We start from the raw sequence: 20,701 nt of genomic DNA on the forward strand, positions 1-20,701 counted from the left end.
CCTTGGAATAGGTTGACTCTAAAAAAATTGTCCACTTTCTGGGGTACAGTTTAGAAAATCTCGGCTGATCCGATTATTAAGCAAAACCAGATAGAAGCCCGCTCTAAAAAGCGAGAATTCATAAAAAAACTGCGAGGAACTTCTAAGTAAGTTTCCTCGCTTTTCTTATATCGTCTTTCGTCAAAATCGTTGAAAAACTGAGCAGAAGAAGAAAGTCCGCCCTTTTCAGAAGCAGAGAAAAAACGGGGATCATCGAATAAATGATCCCCGCAGCGGATTTATAGATTTATGGAAAGAATGAAACGATCTTCAGCTGTTTAACGGAATGTCCTTCGCGTAAACGCGGACGTTATGATCGGCGTTGACGTGGGAAAGCTGTTCGCACTCCCGCAGATCAATTTCCTTAAGGTCGTTTCTGGAGGCGTTGAGACAGACCAGAGAAATGCAGTCGTTAATGTTCAGCTGCGTAATCTGGTTATCGGAGCAGTTGAGATGGGCGAGATCCGGGCAGTCGAGAATGTTCAGCGTCTTCAGATGATTGTGCTGGCATTTGAGGTACATGAGCCAGGGACAGTCGTTTACGGTCAGCTTTTCGAGATCGTTGCTGGAGCAGTCGATTTTTTCGAGTTCTTCAAAGGTAACAATTTCCAGTTCATGAAGCTGGTTGTTCGAGCAGTCAAAATCGATGAGATCCTGCCATGGGTAAACGGTCAGCTCCTTGAGCTGATTATCGGAACAGTTGAATTCGGTAAGGTTTTCGAGGTTGCCTGGATCCAGAGAAGAAAGAAGGTTGCTGGAGCAGTCGAGAACCTGCAGATTCAGACAGCTTTTTACATCGAGTTCCGTCAGAAGGTTTTCGGAGCAGAAGAGTTCTTTTAATGCGGGGCTGGTTTTGAATACGAGAGACTGCAGACGGCCGCAGTGGCAGTCGAGCTTGCGCAGACGGGAGCATCCATCGACGAAAAGCTGACGCAGCGGATTGGCGTACACGCGGACTTTTTCAATGTTGGGGCAGGCACGCAGATCCAGTCCGCGCAGGCGGTTTTCCTGACACGATAAAGACGTGAGCGCCGGCACTTCGCTTAAGTTCAGAGAGGTTAACCGGTTTTCCCGGCAGGAAAGCTTGCGCAGGTGTTCATGTGAACCGAGGGTGAGCTCGGTGAGGTAATTGCCGTCGCAGTTGAGATTTTCCAGATAAACGAGGCTGGAAATATCGAGCGCTTTCAAAAAATTGAGGCTGACGTCGAGCTTTTTGAGATAGCGGAAATGTTCAATGCCTTCCAGACTGTCAATAAAAAGGGAGGAGAGGTCGAGGTTTTCGATCCGGGAAAGAATATCGAGACTCAGAACATCGCCTTCCTTCAGCTTGCACTGCTTGCAGACGGCTTTTCGAAACTGAGCGTCCGGGAAAAATTGGGAATCGAGTCGAATGATTGTTTTGTTGTCGGAAATGGGCATGTCTATTCTCCAGACTGTGAAATATTATGGAATTTAAATTTTAATGGAAGAGCGAATGACGTGCAGGATCATCTCTGGAAAGCGCAGTCTGAACAAAAAGAAATCATTCGCAGCCGGGACTAAAATTGAATTCTGGTCAGCGGTTTATCTAAGCCAAATACGTCCAGAAAAAAAAGAAACCGGGCTTGAAGGCATTACTTCTGGGGGAATGGGCTTCCATCGGATCGAGCAGAACTCGCTAAGATCACTGTAGTCTTTAAAAAGAAGAGGTTATGAGGCTTTGCCCGAATAGAAATACGGTCAATGTGCTTTTAAACGATGCCAGGCCTGTACACAATGCTGAAACTGACGAGCTAGAGGAAGCGTTTCAGTGTACAGGACGGGCTTAGGCGGTCTGCATTGCGGAGTGATAAATGTTTTAGGCATCCTCGAAATGGGAATGAAGTCCTGCGCCTATAATGAGGATGTTAGATAGACAAGGAGGGAAAGTATGGAATTTGATAAGATGTCCGAGAATCTTCAGAAGATCCTGGTTGAAGCCATGAATGATGCGAAAGCAAAATCTCATGCCAGCGTGGATACGATTGATGTTCTCGAGGCGATGTTCAAAGACGGTACTCTCAAAGGCCTGTTTGATCGGCTGAATGTGAATCCGCAGACTGCTCTTTCCGTAATCCGTGAAGAAGAAAAGAATATCGTTAAATCCAGCTCCGCGAACATCAACCTGAGCAATGAAGTTCAGAAGTCCATCGAGACCGCGTCCAAATGGGCAGCGGAACACGAAGAGACCTACCTCAGTACGGCTACGCTCTGGATTGCTCTGATGTTCAACAAGTCGTATATCTCCCGCAAGCTGGTTCAAATTTTCAACCTGACCGAGCAGCAGTGCTACCAGGCTGAACTGGAACGCCGCGGAGGACGTAAAATGGATACCCCGAATTCTGAAGAAAACCTTGAAGCCCTGAAAAAATATGGACGCGACCTGGTCGCTGAAGTACGCGAAGGCAAAATTGATCCAATCATTGGACGTGATGATGAGATCCGCCGGATGATGCAGATCCTTTCACGTAAAACCAAAAACAACCCGGTTCTGATTGGTGAACCAGGCGTTGGTAAAACGGCTGTTGTTGAAGGACTCGCATGGCGTATTTTCAAGGATGATGTTCCAGAATCTCTGAAAGACAAGAAACTGATCGAACTGGATATGGGATCTCTGATCGCCGGCGCGAAATACCGCGGCGAATTTGAGGAACGACTGAAAGCCATTCTGGATGAAGTCAAACAGTCTCAGGGTCAGATCATTCTGTTTATTGATGAAATTCATAACCTGGTCGGCGCCGGCAAGACCGAAGGTTCCATGGATGCAGCCAACCTGCTCAAGCCAATGCTGGCGCGCGGCGAACTGCACATGATTGGTGCCACCACCTTTAACGAATACCGCAAATACATCGAAAAGGATGCGGCTCTCGAACGCCGTTTCCAGCAGGTTCAGGTCAAGGAACCAAACGTAGAAGATACCATTTCCATTCTGCGCGGTTTGAAAGACCGTTTTGAATCCTACCATGGCGTACACATCAACGACGATTCGCTCGTTGCTGCCGCCGCGCTTTCCGATCGTTACATTACCGACCGTTTCCTGCCGGATAAAGCCATCGACCTGGTCGACGAAGCCTGTGCGACGCTGAAAGTCGAAATGGAATCCATGCCGCAGGAACTCGACGAACTGCAGCGTAAGATCATGCTTCTCCAGATTGAGAAAACGTCTCTGATGGATGAAGACGATAAGAAAGCCGCGGAACGCCGTAAAGAAATTGAAGAAGAAATGGGCCGTCTGCAATCCAAGCGTGATGAACTCTACTCCAAGTGGGAAGACGAAAAGCGTGAAATTGAACTCGCAAAAGAAGACAAGCAGGCCCTTGAAAAAGCCAAGCTCGATCTGGAAACTGCCCAGAACGAAGCCCGCTACGAAGATGCAGCCAAACTGCGCTACGCAACAATTCCTGAGCTCGAAGCCCGCATTGCTGCCCGTCAGGGAGAAGAAGCCGGTGAAGATGCTCTGATTCAGGAAACCGTCAACGAAGAAATGATCGCCAAGATTATTTCCCGCTGGACCGGCGTAGAAGTCAGCCGTCTGGTTGAGAGCGAACGCAAGAAACTGCTCAATCTCCAGAACGAAATGGAAAAACGCGTTGTCGGCCAGGATCATGCGATCAATCTGGTTGTCGATGCCATCCTTCGTTCCAAAGCGCAGATTCAGGATGAAAACCGGCCGATCGGTTCCTTCCTGTTCCTCGGTCCTACCGGCGTAGGTAAAACCGAAGTCGCCAAGACGCTGGCACAGCAGCTGTTCGATGATGAACGTCATATCGTACGAATCGACATGTCGGAATATATGGAGAAACACGCTGTGAGCCGTCTGATCGGAGCGCCTCCTGGATACGTTGGACACGAAGAAGGCGGTCAGCTGACCGAAGCCGTTCGTCGTAATCCGTACTCGATCGTCCTCTTTGATGAGGTAGAAAAAGCCCATCCGGATGTCTTCAACGTTCTGCTGCAGATCCTCGATGACGGCCGTATCACCGACTCCAAGGGGGTTACCGTCGACTTCAAGAATACGATTATCATTCTGACGTCCAACCTCGGCGCTCAGTATGCGTTTGAGTATGCCAAGGAACCGGAAATTCTCCATGAGAAATACATGGAAGAAGTTAAGAAGCACTTCCGTCCAGAATTCATCAACCGTATTGATGACATCGTGGTCTTCAACGCACTCGATGACAAAGCCTTCATCAAGATCGCGCACAAGTTCGTCGGCGAACTCGAACATCGTCTGGCTGAAAAAAATATTCGCCTGCATGTCAGCGACAAAGCCTACGACAAGATCGCCGAAAACGGCGTAGACCCTGTCTTTGGTGCTCGTCCAATGAAGCGTTACATTCAGCGTTATCTCGAAACGGACATCGCCCGTAAGATGATTGAAGAAGGCATCATGAACGACGCCGATATCTATGTAGATATCAAAGACGGAAAATTCACCGTCGGCATCATTAAAAAAGAAGACTAGATTTATAATCAGACCGGGAGAGATTTTCTTCCGGTCTTTTTTCAACCTGACGGCTGCCCAGGCAGGAAAATAAAGGAGTAAAGCCATATGACGCTTACAGATATTCTTCGCGATTCCAGCAATATTGTCTTTTTTGGCGGAGCCGGCGTTTCGACCGAAAGCAATATTCCAGATTTCCGTTCTCCGACGGGTCTCTATGGAGAGAAAAAGGAAAACAAGTATCCCTATCCAGCGGAAACGATGCTTTCCCATTCGTTTTTTGTCCGTCACCCCAAGGAATTTTTCAATTTCTACTTCAATGAAATGATTTATCTCGACGCCGTTCCAAACGCCGCGCATTACGCGCTGGCGGATCTGGAAAAGATGGGCAAGCTGAAAGCCGTAATTACCCAGAACATTGACGGTCTGCATCAGAAAGCCGGATCGCTCAACGTGCTGGAACTGCACGGATCCGTTCTGCGCAACTACTGTACGAAAGACCATACGTTTTTCACGCTCGAAGAAACGATGAAAAACCGCGATCAGGACGGCATTCCAAGAGATCCGAAAGACGGCGCCATCATTAAACCGGATGTCGTTCTGTATGAAGAATCCCTGGACGGCAGCGTTCTGAACCAGGCGGTTTCGGCTATCGCTCAGGCTGACTGCATGATCGTTGGCGGTACCAGCCTTCAGGTTTACCCGGCAGCCGGACTTCTGCAGTATTTCCGCGGCCGCTACCTTGTTCTGATCAACCGGGACAGCACCCCGTATGACAATCAGGCGGATCTGGTCATTCACGATTCCATCGGCAAAGTTCTCGGCGAAGCCGTAAAGGAACTCAAAGCCGAAGAATAGGACAGAACTGGAAGGAAGACCGTTTCCAGCCCGGTTTCTTCGTTCCTGTTGAATCTCTGATAAACACGAAAGCCGCAGTTGGACACACGATCGATGTGTCGGACTGCGGCTTTTTTCGCGAAGCGTAAAGCTATAAATTTGCGAAGCTAGAAATTATGGATCCAGATGGATCCGGATTCTTCTGTCTGTTTTGGATAAAGAACAGGATCTGGCAGGAAAAGGTCACAGCGTCAGCTGCACATAATCCTTCGGATCGGACGCCACTTCAAGCAGCCGCTTGACCAGAATCTGCACGGTGACCTGATCCTCATGGGAAAGCTTTCGATAGTCTTCAACGAGCATCTGTTCATCAATCGAAAGAATCAGAGGGGAAGCGTCTCCCGGATCGGTCAGTCCCAGAATGTAATAAATGGAGACGTCAAAATAGCGGGCAAGCTCTTCGAGCTTTTTCTGGGGGATGTTCTTGATGCGGTTGGTCTCGTATTTGGAAATGGAAGTCGGGTTGACGCCGACGGCTGCCGCGACTTCTTCAAGAGTTTTCTTGCGCTGAATTCGAATGTATTTAAGACGGTCACCAATTGTCATATGTATAATTCCTTGCTTTAAGTATAGCGTAAAAAGCAAGATATTCTGTAAATCTTTCCTCAAAAGACAGATCCAGACGGACAGGACATCCGAAAACAGACAAGGTACAGCTTTTTGAGCTGTACCTTGCATGGTTTTGTGGTATTTGAGCGTCACCAGATCAGAAAGCCTCAGACGAGAAAAATACCTTCTGGATCCGTCTGGTTTGCGGATGGGTTCAGCCGATCCGGCCTCTTACTCCCCGCTGAACTCGCGAAGCGTGTCCATGATCGTTTCCAGAATCTTTGTAGGGGGCAGATCGAGTGTTTCCGCAACCAGATCGATGACGGTTTCCGGGTCCGCGGTTTCCCCTTCGGGGGATTCGCCGCCAAAGAGCTGATAAAGATGTTCAAAGAAGTTTTCTGTCGGCTGCATCTCGAGCGCCTCGATGATTTTCGCGCGCAGCCGGCGGATCGGGGAATCGCTGTGGACGGAAACGGATTCCGTTTCGTCTTTTTCGTCATCCAATTCTTCGTCTTCGGATTCCTGACCGAATCCATAGACGATCTTCGCCATATCCTTTCCATAGACGTCGAAGGCGGCGATGGACATGTGGATCGCGTCATCGAGCACGTCTGGATTTACGGTACTGTTTTCCAGGTTGATGTACGTTTTGTAGCGGATTTCTCCATCGCGCAAATCCATTTCGAAGTTTCCGTTGCGCAGCCCGTAGTTGGCATTCGTCTGAAGAACAGCCAGTTTCGTCATCATTTTGCGATCGCTGTCATCCCCGCGGAAGGGAGCGATCATGTACATGGTGAGGGTATGATCGCACAGCCGGATCGCGAAATCGTAGGCTCTGAATTTGGACTTCGGCACAAGCATGGAGAAGCGGATCAGGCCGTCGTTCGTGTCGTCGAATTTGTGGATGCCGATTTCTTCAAACGCATCCAGAACCCATTTATGGGTTTCTTCTGCATAGTCGTAATGCATAATGTATTTCCTCCTTTTTTCCCTGAGAAACCAGGAACGGAACGCGAATTCGATTCCTTCGCTTCTCAGCGATAAAGAGAAGCGATCGGGGGAACCGAACCTGTATCTGGTTTTCAGTATAGAAGTACGAGAAAACTGAATTTTGGAGGGGTAAAAATTCTGCTCTGAGCTCAAACAGAAGAGATCTTCAAAGACGAACCCTTTCTTTGGAGAGGATCCGGGCGCTTTTGGAAGGCGCTCTTTTTTGCAGGACCAAACCGGAAATTCTGTTCCGAAAAAAGGCCGGCGCTGTGAGAGCCAGAGAAACCGAAGAAAGAATTACACCCGGATCGGCCAATCGGACGGTCGGAACGCGAGCGGATGATCCAGGGCATGCGAGAGAATGGAAAACTTACGACACAAAAACTGCGCAGATTGGGCAAAAACCAGTTCGAAAGCCGACAGAATCACCCCTTCTTTTTGGGAAACGAAGAAAGGCAGTAAATTTTAATTACGATTATATCTAGATCGAATTCGAGCCTTTCCTATACATCACAGCGGAGGAAAGGCTCGGAGTGTCCTAACAAATCAACCGGCACAAAGAACGGTTAAAGATAAAGCACGCATTTCCTGGCGAACCTTCGCAAGGCTTGAAGGCAGACCGGGAAACGGCGGTTTCTACGGTAGTGAAAAGAGAAGAAAAGGCAGGAAGAACCCATATGAAATGTCCAAAATGCAAAGCAGAAATTCCAGACGGCATGAAGTTCTGCATGAACTGCGGAGCACCGGCTCCCGAAAAGAAAGGCGGCCTTTCCAAAGGCGCCAAAAAAGGAATCTTAATTGGATGCACGGCTGCAGTCGTCGCTGCCGGGGTAGGCCTTGGCAGCTGGATGGGCCGGTCGATGAATTCTGGAAACTCCTATGAAGCAGCGATTGCGGCTGCAGAAAAATATATGGAAACTCAGGATTACGACAAAGCGGAAGAAGCGCTTCTGGAAGCCAAGAAAATTGATCCGAAACGATCCGATACGTACGAACAGCTCTATTCTCTGTATTCGAATCAGGGCGACGAAGAACAGCTCGTCGGGCTCGTAGAAGAAGCGCAGACCGTTCTGGATCAGCAGGAAAACGATACGTTTACCCAAAACGTGAACGAGATGGCCGAAGCGGGTCAGGCCGTACCGATCGAAGAAGTCATGAATGCGGCTGCCGATACGATTCAGTACAGCAAGCATATGAATGAGGCGATGGATTCCCTTGAACAGGCGGATGTGGCGACCGCTGTCCGTCTTCTGAATTCCGCAATTGAAATCAATCCCGCCCGATCCGACGCCTACCTGCTTCTTTATCAGGTCCTGATCGAAAGCGGAGATGTGATTGAAGCCCAGCAGGTCGTTGCGGATGCGCATGCCAGTCTGCCGGACAGTGAGCAGGAAGAGTTTGATACGCAGCTCGCCAATGTAACCAGACCGGAAGAAGACGGAAAAACCGATCCGGGATGGACGGAAGTTGCGGATTTAGGTCCGCTCGATTTTACCCCGATTGAAATTGGCGAACAGGGCTGGCTGATCGCCGCCGACGGCGTTTACGGCTTTGTGACCCCGCAGGGAAAAGTTACCCGTACGGATCGAAAGCTCAGCTGCGAGATTCTGCTGAAAAATTCGCAGGCGAAAATTCCGGAAAGCATCCAGTCTGTTTCACTGCGCGCGGACGATCAGGGCAAACAGTACGAAATTACAAAAGATCTGCATGAAGCAAAAGCCGTGCCCGTCAAGAAAGAGGAAAAGCCCTCTTCCGCGAAGAAGGAAGAAAAGCCGGCTGCAGCCGACAAGAATGAAAAAACGGCTGCAGAAAAGACGACGCATTACGCGCTCAACGAAAAGCTCGAACTTATCGTAGTCGGAAACACTTCGGAAAAAATTGCTTCCCAGGAAGCACCGATTGCTAAGGAGAACAACGACGCGTCCGATTCCGATCCATCTGCTGCCGATGCCGCTCAGGATGGAAAAGCGGATCCGAATGCGGGAGCAGACGATACAAAAAAGGCGTCCGGCGAAACCTCTGCGAATGAAAAAACTGTAAATGAGAAAGCGGCCATCCAGCAGCCTGCCGCACCGATTCTGGTTCGCGTCGAGAAAAAGGCCGCTTCCGATGAGAAGGCACCCGCTGCAAAGGACAAAGCGAAAGAGGATGTCTTCTATATTTACAATCCGGTAAACCGGAAAGCCTACGGTCCATACGATGCAAAACAGATTCCCTGTTTTGCACTGATCGAACGCGAAGTTCCCGCCATGAGCATAGTGAATACGGAAAACTATGCTCTGGGCCCCTTCTTTGCGCTGAACACAGATCGGACGTTCACGATCATTTCCGCAGACGGAAAGAAATCCAAAGAGGGAATCCTGGACGTTTCCAGACCCGGTCTGCATGGAATCGGAACGTATTCCAAAAAAGGATTTGAAATGCTGGACGGCAGTCTGAAAGTCGAATACGCCGGAGAGTTTGAAGACGGCGGCTGGATGATTCGCAGCGTTGCGCCGGTAAAAATCAACGGGAAATGGAAACTGGTCCGCTTTGACCAGAATGAAAACGCTGGGGTTAATACCATTTCAGAAGCGGAAGAAAAAACGCAGACTCCGGATGAAAAAGACAGCGCAGAACCGAAAGCAAAGGAAGAAAAATCGCAGGACCAGAAAAAAGAAGACGAGCCTACACAGGCTCCAGCGGAAGCTGCTGACGGTGTGAAAAAGAAAAAAGCTTAAGCCGGCCAGTAAACGCTTAAGCAGGGAATAAAAGCTAAAGCAGAAAACGAGGACAGAAGTCTGCGTGTACGCAGCCCGTTCCTTTCCATTGGAAGCGAACAGGCAAAACCATACGCGCGCAGGCGTCTATCCTTGCAGACAGAGAGAAAAAGGGAAGCAGGGAAGACTATGACATCAGCGGAGCTTTCGAAAATGTATCAGATCAAAGGAAGAATCGGGAGCGGAACAGGCGGCCTGGTGATTCTGGCCTATCAGATCAACCTGAGGCGGTATGTCGTTTTAAAGCAGATTCTTAACCCCTCGATCGATGAGGAAGCCAACCGCATGGAAGCCAACCTGCTGAAAAAACTGAAAAGCCGGTATTTGCCGGCCGTCTACGATTACCTCGAAGTCGACGGGAAGTTTTTCACCGTCATGGAATTTATTGACGGGCGCTCGCTCGAAAAGATTCTGGAAAGCGGCGAAAACTTTGGACTGCTGCAGCTGCGGCAGATGGGGATGGATATTGCCTCTGCCTTAAGCGAACTCCATCGTCAGGAAAAGCCGATTCTTCATCTGGACGTAAAGCCGGCCAACATCATGATTCGAAAAAATGGAGACGCGGTTCTTATTGATCTGAACGCGTCGATGGAAGGAAACAGCGCGGAAGGCATCGGCGGAACGCCAGACTACTGCTCTCCCGAACAGAAACGGGTGTTTGAACAGTTCCAGGCACACGGATCCATGCCCGGCTTTCGCGCGCTCAGCCCGCGCAGCGACATTTACTCGCTGGGAGTCACCCTCTATCACGCGGCTATGGGAAAAATTTATACCCCGGAAGATCCGCAATGGGACGGGCTGGCCGCGAAAACTTCAGAAGAGTTTATGGAAATTCTGAAAAAGGCGCTCGCGCAAAAGCCGGAAGATCGCTACGAATCCGCGGAGCAGATGAAGGAAGATCTGTCGGTGATGGAAGAATCCAGCAGCCGCATTCGCAAATGGCGAAAGACCGTCAAAACGCTGAAAACCCTCTGTACTGCCGGGCTGGTGTTCTTTATCGCGCTCGGCGCGTTCTCGGTCTACCTGATCGTGCAGGATGGAAAAGATCAGTATGACCATCTCACGACGGCCATGACCGAACAGATTCGAAACGGACAGTATGCCCAGGCGCAGGAAACGTATCAGAAAGCCAAGGAAGTCAGCTCCTCCAAAGGCTATGCGGACCTGCTGCGCTCGGACATGCTGATCGCGCAGGGAAAATATGCGGAAAATGAACAGTATCTGGCGGATACCGTTTTGCAGATGGATGACATTACCAAAAATTCGAACTATCTCGCGCAGGCGCTGAAAAACCTGGCTGAGTCGCAGTTTGCGCTTGGCGAGTATGAACCGGCTGCGCAAAATTACGCTTCAGCCTACGAATTACAGGAAGACGACGCCGCACTGGCGCGCGATTACGCCATCACGCTGGCGTATCTTGGAAACTTCGATCAGGCGAATACCGTTCTGGAACAGGCACAGGCTGGCGGACTGACGTCTGGCGATCTGGTCCTTGCCCAGAGCGAGATCCAGCATGCGATGGGCAATACCGCGCAGGCGATCGAACAGCTTGAAGCGCTGAAAATGGAGACAGCCGATCCGGCTATGCAGTATCAGATTTACTGCCGCCTTCCGGACTGGAAAATGGAAGTCGGCGAGTATGAAAAAGCAGCCGGCCTTTTAGAAGAAGCGATCGAAAAACTGCCCGAGGCGTATGGATTAAGAATGCGTCAGCGGCTGGTTCACGTCTATTCGCGCCTGGCTTCAAATTCGCCAGACAAGAAGTATCTCCAGAAGGAGGCGGATCTTCTTCAGGAAATTGTGAATCAGAACTATGCCTCGTATCAGGATCTGAACAATCTGGCCGTAGTAAACCAGAAACTCGGCCGCTTTGATGAAGTGGAAAAAAACATTGCCCGCATGGAAGAAGTACAGCCCGGTCATTACAACAATGCGAAACGCCGCGCGTTCCTGGAACTCGAGCGACAGCTGGCGGCGCCGGTTACGGCCCGGGAGTTCCACACCTTTGATCAGTATTATCAGCAGGCTTTCGCGCAGTACGACAGCTCGACTGGAGATACCGAGATGGATCTGCTCGAAACCCAGCATGAAGAAGTAGAAAACGGAGGATGGCTCGAATGAACAAAACCATCGGAATCATCTGCCTGGGAATTGCCATTGTCGGCGTTGTGATCTGTCTGGCCGTTCTGATTTATCTGAACAATGTCAAAGAGAAAAAAGAACAGCAGATTCTTCAGGCGATTCACGAAGAATACCGGGCGAAAAGCTGACCAGTTCCGCCAGCCTCATGCGCCAGCCGTCTCAGGGTGAACCTGCGCTTAACGCTAAGCTCGGCAGGCCATAAAGACGGTTTTGCCGGATGGCGTCGACGTACCGACGTGTTTTTCTGTGCAGAAGCCGAGGCAGGCAGGACAGGACAGGGAAAAATCGGGAAGATTTAGTTAGGAAGTGATTGTATGGGTCGAGAACAGGGACTCTCTTTAAAACAGGTACCAGAATGCTCCAGAAATCTGTACTTCATTCATGAAGGGCAGCTGATCACGGTCAAATCTCTGTCCCAGTACCCCATCGGACGAAGTCGCATCTGGCTTTCGGATCGATACAGCTTCATCAACCTCTGGTTTGAACGCAACGAAAAGGAGCAGAGAATTTCCATTTTTGGAAACGGGCGGCTGAAAGAATGGGATCAGACGCAGCCGCAGACGAGTCTGGATCTTCAGAATCTGGAAGCCTTTGAAATTGAATTCGGTTCGATTCGGCTGCAGGTTCTGCTGATCGAGGATGCGGAAGATACCGTTTTGATGAAAAACTTTCTCCTGCCGCGCACCGGTCAGATTCACATCGGCCGAATGTCAGAAAACGACATTCAAATCGATAATCCGCTCGTCTCCCGTCTGCATGCGACGATCGATCTTTCCTCGGAGGGCATGCATCTGCGCGATGAGCACAGTTCGTTTGGAACGCGCGTAAACGGCGAATTTGTTTCGCTGCGTTCGCTTCAGGCCGGCGACCGTCTGGAATTTCCAGGCTGTCTGATTGTCGTCGGATTAGGCTTTTTATCGATCCAGAGCCTGACCGAACATACGGTCGTGCGCTCCCTGACGCCTCTGACGGACCCCATTCAGTTAAAGGAATGGTCTTCTCTTCCCAAACCAAGGGAAAGCATCCCGTTTTTTCGCAAGCCGCGCGAACGTGAGTTTCATTTTGATCCCGTCAAAATTACCGTCGACCTGCCGCCCCTTTCCATGAGCGCCAACAAGATTCCTCTGCTGCTGCGCCTTGGCGGCCCGGCTGTGTTTTCCGGAATGAGTGCGCTCAATGGAAACTTCACGTCTCTGATCAGTTCGGTCATGTTTCCCATGCTGACTTCGAAGTTTACCGAGAAAGAACGAAAAGAATACGAAAACCGCCGGTATGTTCGCTACAACGAATATCTCAGTGAAATCCAGAATCAGATTGAAACGGTTCAGGCGATGGAACTGCAGGACCTCAACGAAAACAATCCGTCGGAAGACGATCTGTTCCGCTTTCTGCCCAGCCGTAGACGGCTGTGGGAAAGAAGACCGGTTCATCAGGACTTTCTGCGTCTGCGCATCGGCAAAGGAAAAGTTCCGCTCAAAAGTGAAATTCAGTATCCATCCCGACAAAATGTACGGGCTCGTCGAACAGGATTACGCCTTGACGGATGCGCCGATCACAGTCGATTTTATCGAGGATTACATTTGCGGCGTGCGCGGCAGCCTGCAGAGAAAGCTCTCCTTGTTTTACCGGCTCCTGTTTCAGATCTGCTACTTGCATGCGTCGGAAGAGCTGAAAATCATTCTGGTCATGGACCGCGATATGCTGGAGGAAAATCCGTTTTTAAAATTTCTGCCCCACATCTGGGATGACCGGCAGGAGTTTCGCTGGATTATTACCAGCGAAGCCGATGCAGCCGAAGCATCCAAGCGTCTGAGTGAACGAGTGGAAGAAGCGCAGAAAAAGGAAGGCCGCCGCGAACAGGTTCTGGAAAACCCGCCGTACTATCTGGTCTTCTCCTTTTCGCAGGAACTGCTTGAATCCGCAAAATCGCTCTGGACAGCAGTCACGGCCGGACACAACCTTGGCTTCAGCATTTTCAGCTTTTCGACCATCCTGCCTAAGGAGTGTACGAAAGTCTTTTCTCTCGAAGAGGGAGGCATTCATATTTTGCAGCTGGAACATCAGGAAAAGCCGGATCTGTTCTGTCTGGACGCTTCGATTTCCAGAAACGCTCTGATGAAGGCGTTCAGCGAAATTTCCAATATCCGCCGTCCCAAAGAGAAAAAGGAAGAAGAACTGCCGGCGATGCTGACCTTTCTGGAAATGTACAAAGCCGGCCGTATTGAACATCTCGATATTGAACAGCGCTGGAAAGATTCCAACCCGATGAAAACGCTGGCTGCACCAGTCGGTGTCCATCCCGACGGGTCTTTGTTTGAGCTGGATATTCATGAAAAAAAGCATGGCCCGCATGGCCTGATCGCCGGTATGACCGGGTCGGGTAAAAGTGAGTTCATCATTTCCTACGTTCTGTCGCTGGCCGTTAACTATCATCCGTACGAAGTCTCGTTTATTCTGATCGACTTCAAGGGCGGAGGTCTTACGGGCGCGTTTGTGGATCCGCAGCGCGGAATCAAGCTGCCGCATGTTGCGGGTACGATTACCAACCTGGACGAAAGCACGATGAACCGGGCTCTGGCATCGATCGAGAGTGAACTCAAGCGCCGCCAGAAAATATTCAATGAAGCCAAATCCATTGCCAACGAAGGAACGATGGACATTTACGGCTACCAGCAGCTTTACCGCCGCGGCGTTGTGAGCGAACCGGTTTCCCATCTGCTCATTATTTCCGATGAGTTTGCGGAGCTGAATGACCAGCATCCGGAATTTCTCGATCAGCTCGTTTCTACTGCACGTATCGGCCGAAGCCTTGGCGTCCACCTCATTCTGGCAACCCAGAAACCGGCGGGTGTCGTCACGGGTCAGATCAAAAGCAACACCAAATTCCGCGTCAGCCTGAAAGTTCAGGACCGCAGCGACTCCAATGACATGATCAACCGGCCTTATGCGGCCGAAATCAAGGAAACCGGCCGCTTTTACATGCTGGTGGGATACGACGAGTACTTTGCGATGGGTCAGTCCGCGTGGACCGGCGCCGAGTATAAGCCGTCCGATGAAGCGCAGTCTTCGGAAAACAAGGAAATCCTTTTTCTCGATCCCAATGGCGAACCGTATTTTAAAACCAAGCCGATTCAGACCAGACGGCAAAAAGGCCGCTCGCAGCTCGTTTCCTTAGTGACCTATTTGTCCGATCTGGCCAGACAGAAGGGAATCGAAGTGCCTTCCTTATGGCTCGACCCGCTCAATCCGCAGATCAGCCTGAGCTCTCTGAAGCAGCCGGAAGATTCCTATTCGGTAACGATCGGTCTGACGGATGATCCGGAAAATCAGGAACAGCTGCCCTATACGCTGGATCTGGCCAATGCGGGAAACATTTTAATTGCCGGCGAGCCGGGAACTGGAAAAACCTGGCTGGCGGAAACCATTCTTCTCACTTCAATCGATAGAAATTCACCGGAAGATCTGCAGTTTTATATTGCCGACCTGACGGGAAAGTCACTGGGCATGTTTTCCCAACTGAAACATGTCGGCATGTGCATGAGCCGACCTTCCGAAGAGGAACTCTGCCTGCTCATTCAGTTTGCGTACGATCTGCTCGAAAAACGCAAAAAACTGTTTGCGCAGTATAACCGGACGAGCTTTGCGTCCATGCGCCGAGTGCAGCGCCTTCCGCTGACGTTTTTTATCATTGACGGATTTGACGATTTCCCCGACAGGGGACAGGGCCGTCAGGCGCTCGATCAGCTTCTTCGGCTGCTGAGGGACGGACCGGCTTTCGGCATTCAGTTCATGCTTCTCGTCGCGGACGTGCGCAATGTGACCGCCAGACAGCAGAGCGTCATTCAGACGTCTTTGCCCTTACGGCTGACCGATATGTATCTGTATCAGGATCTGCTGGATATCCGGCCGAAGGCCTTTCCCGATCCGCTTCCCGGACGCGGCTACATCCGAAAGGACAAGCGGGTTTTAGAGTTCCAGGCAGCCGCGCTCGACCCTCAGCTCGATGACGCCGAACGCTACGGTCAGATCCTTTCGCAAATTGAAACCGCGAATACGATCTGGAAAGACGCAGCCGAGCCCGATCATCTGACGCAGATCGATCCGGAACAGACGTATGAGGAGTTCATCGCGCCGTTCAAACCAGAACGCATTCCGCTTGGAATTATCCGCAGCCGGCTGCGCCCGATTGCGCTGCCGTTTCAGCAGCTGAGCACCCTGCCTGTCTACTTTGGAAATCCAGACGCTGTGAACTACGTCATGGGCGCCATTCAGACCGCCGTCAAAAAGAGCGGGGGCTCTGTGATTCGACTGAGTGCTTCTGAGCTTCCCAAAACGCATCGAGAAGGAATCGAGTGGACAAAACTGACCGCTCAGACGGTGAACACGTTCGTCAATCAGCTTGCGAAAATCGCAAAGGAGCGCAAAACGATCCGCCTGGAAATCCAGAAGGAAAAAGGCATCGAAGACTGGAAAAAAGCCGCCAGCCTGAAAATCGTCCGCAAAGAGATGCGAAGAAGAACAGAGCCTCTGTTTATTCTCGTGGACGATTACGGGGATCTGATCCTGAATCTCAGTGCCGGATCTGCCGGACCTTTAAGCGGGATCATTAACAACACAGCCGGTTTCAATATTTATTTTGTATTCGGCTGGCATCCTCAGGACAAGGAACGCATTTCTCTGGCCAGCCGAAAACTGCACGAGACAGAAAAATCAAAGCTGGACGAAGGGAATCTGACCCTCGAGGAAGTAGAAGAACTTCGAAGATTCACCCTTGCCAATGACCCGGAACGCTTCGACGCTATGATGAAGTCACATTTCAAAGGGAAACTGACCCTGTTATTTGGCGGATGCTTTGACCGGCAGGATCTGGTGACTTTGCCGCGCGAATATTCCAGAATTGTCCGTCCATCCAAAACGCAAAATCTCAATAACGGGCTGATCTGGGAAAACGATCAGGTCGAAACCATTTTCCTTCCGCTTGGCGATTTAAGGAAAACCGCACAGGAAGATGAGGATGAACGGCCGGTTCTCAGCTAGACCGGCTGCGTGCATTTTGCACGAGATACGGGTCAGGAAAGAGAAAGGGATTGGAAAAGAGATGGTGATCGGGAAAGTGAAAAGTGATCTGATTCAGAAAAGATAAAGGACTCCGGGAAAGGAAAGACGGTTCAGAGCAGGCCTTCTTTCGGACGGAATGTCCCCTGAACGAACGAAAGCCAGGATGGATACGGCGGCGAAAATAGAGCTGCAAAGAAAGGAACTGTTTATGGAAAAAATACTGATCGATTTATACGTTCCTTCCATTCAGAAAACATACAACCTGATGGTTCCGGATTCGATGGACTGCAAGGAACTGACCCAGCTGCTCGCTCAGGCGGTTGAAAATCTGGCCGGCGGAAAGTATTACGCCTCCGAACAGGAAGTTCTGTTTAGTCAAAAACAGCAGCGCGTATTAAAAAGCGGCAACGATTTGAAAGATTATTCGATCGGTCAGGGGGATGTACTATATTTACTTTGATGCAGAACCGACAGGAACTATTCGATCAGATTCAAAGGCTGATCCACAGTATAGAAATGGACGTGGAAAGCTGGCAGCGCGAAACGGAGGGAGAATTTTCCCGGGAATACATTCACGCGCGTCAGGCTCAGCTCGAGCAGATCCGGCGCCTGAAAGAATGGCTGATCCGAAATGGTGAGTAAAACAAAGAAACAAGGAGGAAAGAACTATGAGTGGAAATTGGGAACTGGAAGTCGCAACAGAAGTTATGGATATGTCTGCCGAAGATCTTCAAAACATTGGAACTGTTATCCAGGAAAGCAGCAAAGCGGTAGACGCACTGATTGGAGAGCTGTACGAGGAAAGCGAAGGTACATTCTCGGATCACCTTAAAGAAGTCGGCAATGAGTTTGTAGATCTGGTGGATGCCTGTGTACAGGTCATCTGGGATCTGGCGAAGGGCTTTATCCGCGCTGGAGAATCCCTGGTCGGCGCGGAGAAAAATGCAACGGATTCCCTCCGCTCTGCCGGCATCGGAAAAGGCAAGTAATCGAAACTGTACATCTAAGTCAATCAGAAAATAGAAAGATAACACATTAAAAGAAAGACTATGGAAAAACTGAAACTTAAAGTCTCGGAAGAAAAATATCGACAGACTCTCGACAAACTTGGAGCCGAACTGGATAAGATGCAGGGATATCAGAAAGACCTGCAGAAAGTTAAAGAAAATATGCAGAACGGCGTAATTGGCAACGTGGGAAACGACGCGGTCCGAAACCTGGATACCCATCTGCATAATGTGCAGACGGTAATCACGAAAACCATTGCTGCCAGAACCCAGATTGAAAACTATCTCAATTCCATGACCCAGACACAGAGCACCATCACGGATGATCTGAAGGCGCTGGAAGATGAGGCGAATGCGATCTTCGGATAAAATTCGAACCTCGGCACGACAGCTCCATCGCTCCAGAGAGACTCTTCTGCAGGAGAGAAACCTTCTTCTTTCCATCATCGCAAATCTGAGACAGTCACCTGAACTCCACGCGGCTGCCCATCCGTGCGAAACGCTGATACAGGAAAATCAGAAGCTCCAGCAGCTCCTCGAAGACTACGAATCGGCAATGACCCGTACCCTTCAGGATCTGGAAGAGAGTCTGAAACGATGTGAAGAAAGCGCTCTGGATCTTCAGCGACAAATGAAATAAAACCGTTTTTTCAAAATGACGTCGAGCCAGGACGAAAAAACGGCATCCATAATTTGTTTCAGCGATCCGCCGGGTACAGCCCGACTGGATCGCACCTGACGAAACGTGGTTCGACAGCGAGCCACGTTTCGTATATCTGCCCCCTTCTTTGGAATCCGAAAAAAGGAAAGGCAGACCACGATAAGCCATAAGGAAGGACACATGAAAAAAGCAAAGTGGATTTCTGTTTCGTCACTGGATATCCCGCCGGTTTCCGCCCGTATTAGCGGGCTGATTCCGATCGTGGTTCCCAGAACAGCCAGCGATCCCATTCGACATAAAGCCGTAGACAGCGAAGAAAAGGAAATCTGCGGCGGCGATTTCTCAAACATCCATTCCCAGACCGAACCCGAACCGTTCGTTTTTCCGGAAGAAAAGCCTGCCGGTTTTCCAGCTTTCGAATCCGCAAAAAACGAAACCACGTCATCCAAAAAAGACATCTTTGATCAGATGTTCCGGGAATTTTCCTCAGATTCCAAAGTGGAGACGGACCTTTTGAGCAAGAAGGCTCCAGAAATCATACCGGAACGTCCAGCAGAAACCATCGTGCAGGATAAAGCGGATCCTGTCGAAACTCAGCAGGAACAAAATTATCAGGAAGTCGAGGAAAAAAAGGCGGAAGATACGGCTATGCGAGATCTGGATGACTTGCTGGACTTCAGAACCGATCCAGCCCCAGAGGAAGCCGCCGAAACTGCCGAAGCTGTCGAAGTGCTCGCTGAAATACCGAAAAGTTCTGACGATGGTATGGTAAAAAATTCCGATTCCATCCCAGAGCCCGAACCGATCGTGCGTTCCCGGTCAAACTGGTTTTTGCGTCATATGAATACGGGCATTCAGATTCGCCTGCAAAAAGAGCTGCTGATCGGATGCGGAAGGCAAAGCGACTTTGTCATCGATTTTGATACGACACTCTCTGAGCGGCATGCCCGGCTGACGCTGGAAGAGAATCGCGTTATGGTGGAAGATCTCAATTCTTCTTCCAAGACGTTTGTCAATTATCAGCCCGTCACGCAGAAATCGGAAATCCGAGACGGACAGATTCTTCGCCTTGGCTCCAATCAGCTGTTCCAGCTTGAACAAAGCAAGGAGGATTTGCGTCATGAACCGATTTGAAGGCGTATTGATCGGCACAGACTCATTCCATAAGGGAGAAGCGGTTCTGCTGCACCATCTGGAAGAAGTGTTCGTGGAGATGGAGGAAGAGCCGGAAGTCGTTCTGGAACAGAGCGAAAAGGAGTCTGTCGGCATTTTTTACGATTGTGATCTGGGCATGTATGGAATTGAGCCGTTTGAAAACCGGGCTGTCTTTTTAGAAAGCGGGCAGCCGCTGGGGAAACATCGTCGATATTACCTTGGGCGGGATACGGCGATCTATTTGAAGCAGCGCGAATTTGCGATTGTACTGGGGTAAGACTATGAGCGGAAATAATAAAACAGTTTTTATTCGAATGCCAAAAGCCGATCAAGGGGAATCGTCTCTGGAAGCCCTCGATGCGGCGTACCGGGAACTGGGCAAAGCGTTTTATGAAAATCGTTTCGAAGAACCGACGCCAGAACTGATTCTTTATTTTGATCAGATTACGCATCTTAAAGAACAGCTCAAACTGCGGGATCGTCATACTGAGACGATGGATCTGCCAAAACCGGAACCTGCCGCTTCGACCGGCGGCATATTTGACCAGCTTCGCTCAATCGATCTGGACAGTCTCGATAATCTTGAGAGTCTGGACAGTTTAGATGGACTCGAAAGTCTCAGCCCGTGTGAAGATTTGGATTCCAGAAACAAAACCGGAAACGGCGATTCAAACCGTTCAGACCCGTTCGAGCAGCCGATGACGTTTAAATACTGCCCGTTCTGTGGCACCAAACTTCCGCTGGATGCCCGTTTCTGCGGCAACTGCGGAGAGTCCTGCGAAGAATAACGGGTTTCGCAAATCGGACAGAAAAAGAAGAGATACTGTACGTAAGGGGACAGCTCTTCTTTTTTTTCTGGTCATAAGAAACGGCGATGAATACGGACCAGAAAAATCGAGGGAAAAGGAATGGACTTTGTCAGAGGATCTGTAAGTGTCAAACAATCGACGGGTATACGCGAGACTGAATATTAGATACGCTA

At 50.0% G+C, this 20,701-nt stretch carries 18 protein-coding genes; 15 read left to right on the forward strand and 3 right to left on the reverse strand.

The window, feature by feature from the left end; all coding sequences use genetic code 11:
- Nucleotides 1–309: 309 nt before the first annotated feature.
- A complete protein-coding gene (locus Q2J39_RS07280) occupies nucleotides 310–1,458 on the reverse strand; it encodes a leucine-rich repeat domain-containing protein (protein WP_288339820.1) in 1,149 nt (382 codons plus the stop codon).
- A 490-nt stretch (nucleotides 1,459–1,948) separates the two neighbouring features.
- Here Q2J39_RS07280 and Q2J39_RS07285 point away from each other — a divergent pair, with 490 nt between their 5' ends.
- Both Q2J39_RS07285 and Q2J39_RS07290 read left to right on the forward strand, forming a co-directional pair.
- The gene (locus Q2J39_RS07285) at nucleotides 1,949–4,522 is read left to right on the forward strand and encodes an ATP-dependent Clp protease ATP-binding subunit (protein ID WP_230266789.1); all 2,574 of its coding nucleotides are present in this window, start codon (nucleotides 1,949–1,951) and stop codon (nucleotides 4,520–4,522) included.
- 87 nt (nucleotides 4,523–4,609) lie between these two features.
- Nucleotides 4,610–5,359 carry an NAD-dependent protein deacylase gene (locus Q2J39_RS07290; protein WP_230266788.1) on the forward strand — a complete coding sequence of 250 codons (750 nt, stop codon included), beginning with the start codon at nucleotides 4,610–4,612 and terminating at the stop codon, nucleotides 5,357–5,359.
- Nucleotides 5,360–5,581: 222 nt separating this feature from the next.
- Here the strand turns inward: Q2J39_RS07290 and Q2J39_RS07295 are convergent, their stop codons facing one another.
- On the reverse strand, nucleotides 5,582–5,944 hold the full coding sequence (locus Q2J39_RS07295) for a helix-turn-helix domain-containing protein (RefSeq protein WP_230266787.1): 363 nt from the start codon (nucleotides 5,942–5,944) through the stop codon (nucleotides 5,582–5,584).
- Nucleotides 5,945–6,178: 234 nt separating this feature from the next.
- Nucleotides 6,179–6,916 carry a YbjN domain-containing protein gene (locus tag Q2J39_RS07300; RefSeq protein ID WP_230266786.1) on the reverse strand — a complete coding sequence of 246 codons (738 nt, stop codon included), beginning with the start codon at nucleotides 6,914–6,916 and terminating at the stop codon, nucleotides 6,179–6,181.
- Nucleotides 6,917–7,614: 698 nt separating this feature from the next.
- Between Q2J39_RS07300 and Q2J39_RS07305 the strand changes: the two genes are divergently transcribed.
- The 13 genes from Q2J39_RS07305 to Q2J39_RS07365 all read left to right on the forward strand — a co-directional run bounded on the left by Q2J39_RS07305 (nucleotide 7,615) and on the right by Q2J39_RS07365 (nucleotide 20,507).
- Nucleotides 7,615–9,657, forward strand: coding sequence for a tetratricopeptide repeat protein (locus Q2J39_RS07305; protein ID WP_288339816.1), 2,043 nt, complete (start codon nucleotides 7,615–7,617; stop codon nucleotides 9,655–9,657).
- A 192-nt stretch (nucleotides 9,658–9,849) separates the two neighbouring features.
- Nucleotides 9,850–11,817, forward strand: coding sequence for a serine/threonine-protein kinase (locus Q2J39_RS07310; protein ID WP_300968135.1), 1,968 nt, complete (start codon nucleotides 9,850–9,852; stop codon nucleotides 11,815–11,817).
- Complete coding sequence (locus tag Q2J39_RS07315) at nucleotides 11,814–11,966, forward strand: hypothetical protein (RefSeq protein WP_230266783.1); 153 nt, start codon at nucleotides 11,814–11,816, stop codon at nucleotides 11,964–11,966. The genes Q2J39_RS07310 and Q2J39_RS07315 overlap by 4 nt, the downstream gene beginning before the upstream one ends.
- Before the next feature lie 186 nt (nucleotides 11,967–12,152).
- Complete coding sequence (locus tag Q2J39_RS07320; RefSeq protein WP_288339811.1) at nucleotides 12,153–13,586, forward strand: FHA domain-containing protein; 1,434 nt, start codon at nucleotides 12,153–12,155, stop codon at nucleotides 13,584–13,586.
- Nucleotides 13,525–16,875, forward strand: coding sequence for an FtsK/SpoIIIE domain-containing protein (locus Q2J39_RS07325; protein ID WP_288339810.1), 3,351 nt, complete (start codon nucleotides 13,525–13,527; stop codon nucleotides 16,873–16,875). The genes Q2J39_RS07320 and Q2J39_RS07325 overlap by 62 nt, the downstream gene beginning before the upstream one ends.
- Nucleotides 16,876–17,104: 229 nt before the next feature.
- A complete protein-coding gene (locus Q2J39_RS07330) occupies nucleotides 17,105–17,356 on the forward strand; it encodes a hypothetical protein (protein WP_230266781.1) in 252 nt (83 codons plus the stop codon).
- Nucleotides 17,357–17,412: 56 nt separating this feature from the next.
- Entirely contained in the window at nucleotides 17,413–17,538 is a 126-nt protein-coding gene (locus Q2J39_RS07335) for a hypothetical protein (RefSeq protein ID WP_288820685.1), read from the forward strand.
- 26 nt (nucleotides 17,539–17,564) lie between these two features.
- Nucleotides 17,565–17,885: a hypothetical protein gene (locus Q2J39_RS07340; RefSeq protein WP_230266779.1), complete on the forward strand. Its 321-nt coding sequence runs from the start codon at nucleotides 17,565–17,567 to the stop codon at nucleotides 17,883–17,885.
- A gap of 60 nt (nucleotides 17,886–17,945) precedes the next feature.
- A complete protein-coding gene (locus Q2J39_RS07345; RefSeq protein WP_230266778.1) occupies nucleotides 17,946–18,272 on the forward strand; it encodes a hypothetical protein in 327 nt (108 codons plus the stop codon).
- Nucleotides 18,256–18,543, forward strand: coding sequence for a hypothetical protein (locus Q2J39_RS07350; RefSeq protein ID WP_230266777.1), 288 nt, complete (start codon nucleotides 18,256–18,258; stop codon nucleotides 18,541–18,543). Before Q2J39_RS07345 ends, Q2J39_RS07350 begins: the two co-directional genes overlap by 17 nt.
- A 201-nt stretch (nucleotides 18,544–18,744) precedes the next feature.
- The gene (locus tag Q2J39_RS07355) at nucleotides 18,745–19,698 is read left to right on the forward strand and encodes an FHA domain-containing protein (RefSeq protein WP_288339806.1); all 954 of its coding nucleotides are present in this window, start codon (nucleotides 18,745–18,747) and stop codon (nucleotides 19,696–19,698) included.
- Nucleotides 19,685–19,996, forward strand: coding sequence for a hypothetical protein (locus Q2J39_RS07360; RefSeq protein ID WP_288339804.1), 312 nt, complete (start codon nucleotides 19,685–19,687; stop codon nucleotides 19,994–19,996). The genes Q2J39_RS07355 and Q2J39_RS07360 overlap by 14 nt, the downstream gene beginning before the upstream one ends.
- A gap of 37 nt (nucleotides 19,997–20,033) precedes the next feature.
- Nucleotides 20,034–20,507 (forward strand): zinc ribbon domain-containing protein, encoded by a 474-nt coding sequence (locus tag Q2J39_RS07365; protein WP_230266774.1) that lies wholly within the window; start codon nucleotides 20,034–20,036, stop codon nucleotides 20,505–20,507.
- Nucleotides 20,508–20,701 lie beyond the last annotated feature (194 nt).

The organism is uncultured Allobaculum sp. (assembly GCF_948576815.1).
Classification (GTDB): domain Bacteria; phylum Bacillota_I; class Bacilli_A; order Erysipelotrichales; family Erysipelotrichaceae; genus Allobaculum; species Allobaculum fili.

Bases quoted from the DNA above. Each gene is read 5' to 3' on its own strand.
- Q2J39_RS07300 (WP_230266786.1), bottom strand. From the start codon at position 6,916: ATGCATTACGACTATGCAGAAGAAACCCATAAATGGGTTCTGGATGCG.
- Q2J39_RS07295 (WP_230266787.1), bottom strand. From the start codon at position 5,944: ATGACAATTGGTGACCGTCTTAAATACATTCGAATTCAGCGCAAGAAA.
- Q2J39_RS07340 (WP_230266779.1), top strand. From the start codon at position 17,565: ATGAGTGGAAATTGGGAACTGGAAGTCGCAACAGAAGTTATGGATATG.
- Q2J39_RS07320 (WP_288339811.1), top strand. From the start codon at position 12,153: ATGGGTCGAGAACAGGGACTCTCTTTAAAACAGGTACCAGAATGCTCC.
- Q2J39_RS07290 (WP_230266788.1), top strand. From the start codon at position 4,610: ATGACGCTTACAGATATTCTTCGCGATTCCAGCAATATTGTCTTTTTT.
- Q2J39_RS07365 (WP_230266774.1), top strand. From the start codon at position 20,034: ATGCCAAAAGCCGATCAAGGGGAATCGTCTCTGGAAGCCCTCGATGCG.
- Q2J39_RS07280 (WP_288339820.1), bottom strand. From the start codon at position 1,458: ATGCCCATTTCCGACAACAAAACAATCATTCGACTCGATTCCCAATTT.
- Q2J39_RS07285 (WP_230266789.1), top strand. From the start codon at position 1,949: ATGGAATTTGATAAGATGTCCGAGAATCTTCAGAAGATCCTGGTTGAA.
- Q2J39_RS07355 (WP_288339806.1), top strand. From the start codon at position 18,745: ATGAAAAAAGCAAAGTGGATTTCTGTTTCGTCACTGGATATCCCGCCG.
- Q2J39_RS07305 (WP_288339816.1), top strand. From the start codon at position 7,615: ATGAAATGTCCAAAATGCAAAGCAGAAATTCCAGACGGCATGAAGTTC.
- Q2J39_RS07335 (WP_288820685.1), top strand. From the start codon at position 17,413: ATGGACGTGGAAAGCTGGCAGCGCGAAACGGAGGGAGAATTTTCCCGG.
- Q2J39_RS07360 (WP_288339804.1), top strand. From the start codon at position 19,685: ATGAACCGATTTGAAGGCGTATTGATCGGCACAGACTCATTCCATAAG.
- Q2J39_RS07330 (WP_230266781.1), top strand. From the start codon at position 17,105: ATGGAAAAAATACTGATCGATTTATACGTTCCTTCCATTCAGAAAACA.
- Q2J39_RS07345 (WP_230266778.1), top strand. From the start codon at position 17,946: ATGGAAAAACTGAAACTTAAAGTCTCGGAAGAAAAATATCGACAGACT.
- Q2J39_RS07325 (WP_288339810.1), top strand. From the start codon at position 13,525: ATGGACCGCGATATGCTGGAGGAAAATCCGTTTTTAAAATTTCTGCCC.
- Q2J39_RS07315 (WP_230266783.1), top strand. From the start codon at position 11,814: ATGAACAAAACCATCGGAATCATCTGCCTGGGAATTGCCATTGTCGGC.
- Q2J39_RS07310 (WP_300968135.1), top strand. From the start codon at position 9,850: ATGTATCAGATCAAAGGAAGAATCGGGAGCGGAACAGGCGGCCTGGTG.
- Q2J39_RS07350 (WP_230266777.1), top strand. From the start codon at position 18,256: ATGCGATCTTCGGATAAAATTCGAACCTCGGCACGACAGCTCCATCGC.